Consider the following 2,839-nt stretch of genomic DNA (forward strand, 5'->3'; position numbering starts at 1 on the left):
GTGGTGTTTTCGGGCAGGTCCTGGGCCTTCCCGAGGTGGGTGTCGATGACGACTTCTTCGCTCTCGGCGGCCACTCCCTCCTCGCCGTCCGCCTCATCAGCCGCATCCGTACGGTCCTCGGCATCGAGGTCCCGCTGCGCACCCTCTTCGAAGCCCCGACCGTCGCTGCCCTCGCGAGCCGCCTCGCCGGCGCCGGGAGCGCACGGCCCGCCCTGCTCCCGGGCACACGCCCCGAGCGCATCCCGCTCTCCTCCGCCCAGCAGCGCCTGTGGTTCATCAGCCAGCTGGAAGGCCCCAGCGCCACCTACAACGTGCCCGTCTCCCTGCGGCTCTCGGGCGGAGTCGACCGCGAAGCGCTCGGCGCGGCCCTGCGCGACGTGATCGGTCGCCACGAGGTCCTCCGCACGGTCTTCGAGGTCGCCGATGGCCAGCCCTACCAGCGGATTCTGGACCTGGAGGACCTCGCCTGGGAGCTGTCGGCCGCCGAGGTGACACCAGCGGACCTGCCTGCGGCGATCAGGGAAGCGGAGAAGTACGCCTTCGACCTCTCGGTCGAAGCCCCGATCCGCACCTGGCTGTTCGACGCCGGCCCCGACGAGCAGGTCCTCGTAGTCGTCGTCCACCACATCGCCGGAGACGGCTGGTCCATGGGCCCCCTCGCCCGTGACGTCTCGGCCGCCTACGCGGCGCGTCGCGAGGGCCGCGCCCCCGAGTGGGAGCCGCTGCCGGTGCAGTACGCGGACTACGCGCTGTGGCAGCGCGAGCTGCTCGGCGACGAGAACGACGAGAACAGCCTGATCTCCCAGCAGGTTTCCTACTGGCGCGAGGCACTTGCGGACGCCCCCGTGGAGCTGGACCTGCCCTTCGACCGGCCGCGCCCCGCGGTCGCGTCCCACCTGGGCCACAGCGTCCCGCTGAGCGTCCCCGCCGCCGTGCACCAGCGGCTCGCCGCAGTGGCGCGGGCCGAGGGCGTGACCACGTTCATGGTCCTCCAGGCGGCCCTGGCCACCCTGCTCTCCAAGCTCGGCGCGGGCACCGACATCCCGATCGGCTCGGCGAACGCCGGCCGCACGGACGAAGCCCTCGACGACCTCGTCGGCTTCTTCATCAACACCCTGGTCGTCCGCGCGGACCTGTCCGGCGACCCGACCTTCCGCGAGGTCCTCGGCCGCGTCCGCGAGACGAGCCTGGCGGCGATGGCGAACCAGGACGTGCCGTTCGAGAAGCTCGTCGAGGAGCTGGCCCCGGCCCGTTCCATGGCCCGCCACCCCCTCTTCCAGACCGTCCTCACCCTCCAGAACACCATCGACGCGGCCCTCGACCTGCCCGGCGTACGGGCGGGCGCGGCAGCCGCGGACGACGACGCGACGTCGGGCCGAACGGCCGTGAAGTTCGACCTGGACGTCATGGTCGCCGAGGTTTTCGACACCGAGGGCGCCCCGGCGGGCCTCGGCGGCTCGGTCACCGTGGCCGCCGACCTCTTCGACGCGCAGTGGGCGGGCCGCATCGCCGACGCCTGGACGACCCTCCTCGACACCCTCACCCGGGACACCGGCATACGCCTGAGCAGGGTCGACGTCCTGCCGGACGAGGAGCGGCGCCGGGTCCTGACGGGTTGGAACGACACGGCGAGTGACGGTCGGTCGGTCCTGGTCCATGAGGGGTTCGAGCGGGTGGTGGACCGGGTGCCCGGCGCGGTGGCCCTGACCGCCGACGGTACGGACATCACGTACGCCGAGCTGGATGCTCGGGCCAATCGCCTCGCGCATTATCTGATCGGTCAGGGCATTGGTCCGGAGTCGGTGGTGGGTCTGTGCCTGCCGCGCGGTGCGGACATGATCGCGGCGATCCTCGGGGTCTGGAAGGCCGGAGCCGGCTATCTCCCCATTGATCCGGGGCAGCCGACGGACCGGATCGCGTTCATGCTCCGTGACAGCCGTGCCGCGCTGGCTCTGACGACGGAGGAGATTCTGGACGAGCTGCCCGCCGGTCGTTCGCGGCTGGTGGCGATCGACGACACGTTCGTGGAGATGCAGCTTGCCGCCGCGTCCGCGGAGCGCCCTGATCGTGAGGTCGATCCGCAGTCCCTGGCGTATGTGATCTATACGTCGGGTTCGACGGGCCGGCCCAAGGGTGTCGCGGTCACCCACGGTGGCCTGGCCAACTACACGGCCTCGGTCCCCGACCGCCTGGGCTTCGCGGGCGAAGGCGCCCGGTACGCGCTGCTCCAGGCGCAGGCGACCGACCTGGGTAACACGGTGGTTTTCGCGAGCCTCACCACCGGAGGCGAACTCCACATCCTTGACGAGGCAGCGGTCACCGACCCGGAACGGGTCGCCGCCTATCTGGCCGAGCACGAGATCGACCACTTCAAGGTGGTCCCCTCGCATCTGGCCGCGCTGACCACGTCCGGTTTCGAGGCCGTGCTGCCTGCCCGGTCGCTCGTTCTCGGCGGCGAGGCCGCTTCGACGGTCTGGCTGCGTGAACTGCTCGGGGCTGCGGGTGAGCGGGAGGTCCACAACCATTACGGTCCGACCGAGACGACGATCGGCATTGCGACCACGAGGCTGACGGCCGAGGGGATCGCGGGCGGGACGGTCCCGGTCGGCACGCCGATCGCCAATACCCGCTTCTACCTCCTGGACTCCCGTCTCCAGCCGGTCCCGGTTGGTGTCGCCGGTGAGCTGTATGTGTCCGGTGCCGGCCTGGCGCGCGAATACGTGGGCCGCGAAGCCCTGACGGCCGAGCGGTTTGTCGCCAACCCGTACGAGAGCGGCCAGCGGATGTATCGCACGGGTGACCGTGCGAAGTGGACGCAGGACGGTCAGGTGGTCTTCCT

1 protein-coding gene is annotated in these 2,839 nt (G+C 70.9%); it reads left to right on the forward strand.

All coding sequences use genetic code 11. The features are described 5' to 3' along the window. Window positions 1-35 precede the first annotated feature (35 nt). Window positions 36-2,839: amino acid adenylation domain-containing protein (locus tag ACWCXC_RS37375; RefSeq protein WP_450891811.1), on the forward strand; the 2,804-nt coding region annotated here is incomplete at its 3' end.

It is taken from the genome of Streptomyces sp. NPDC001515 (assembly GCF_053597115.1).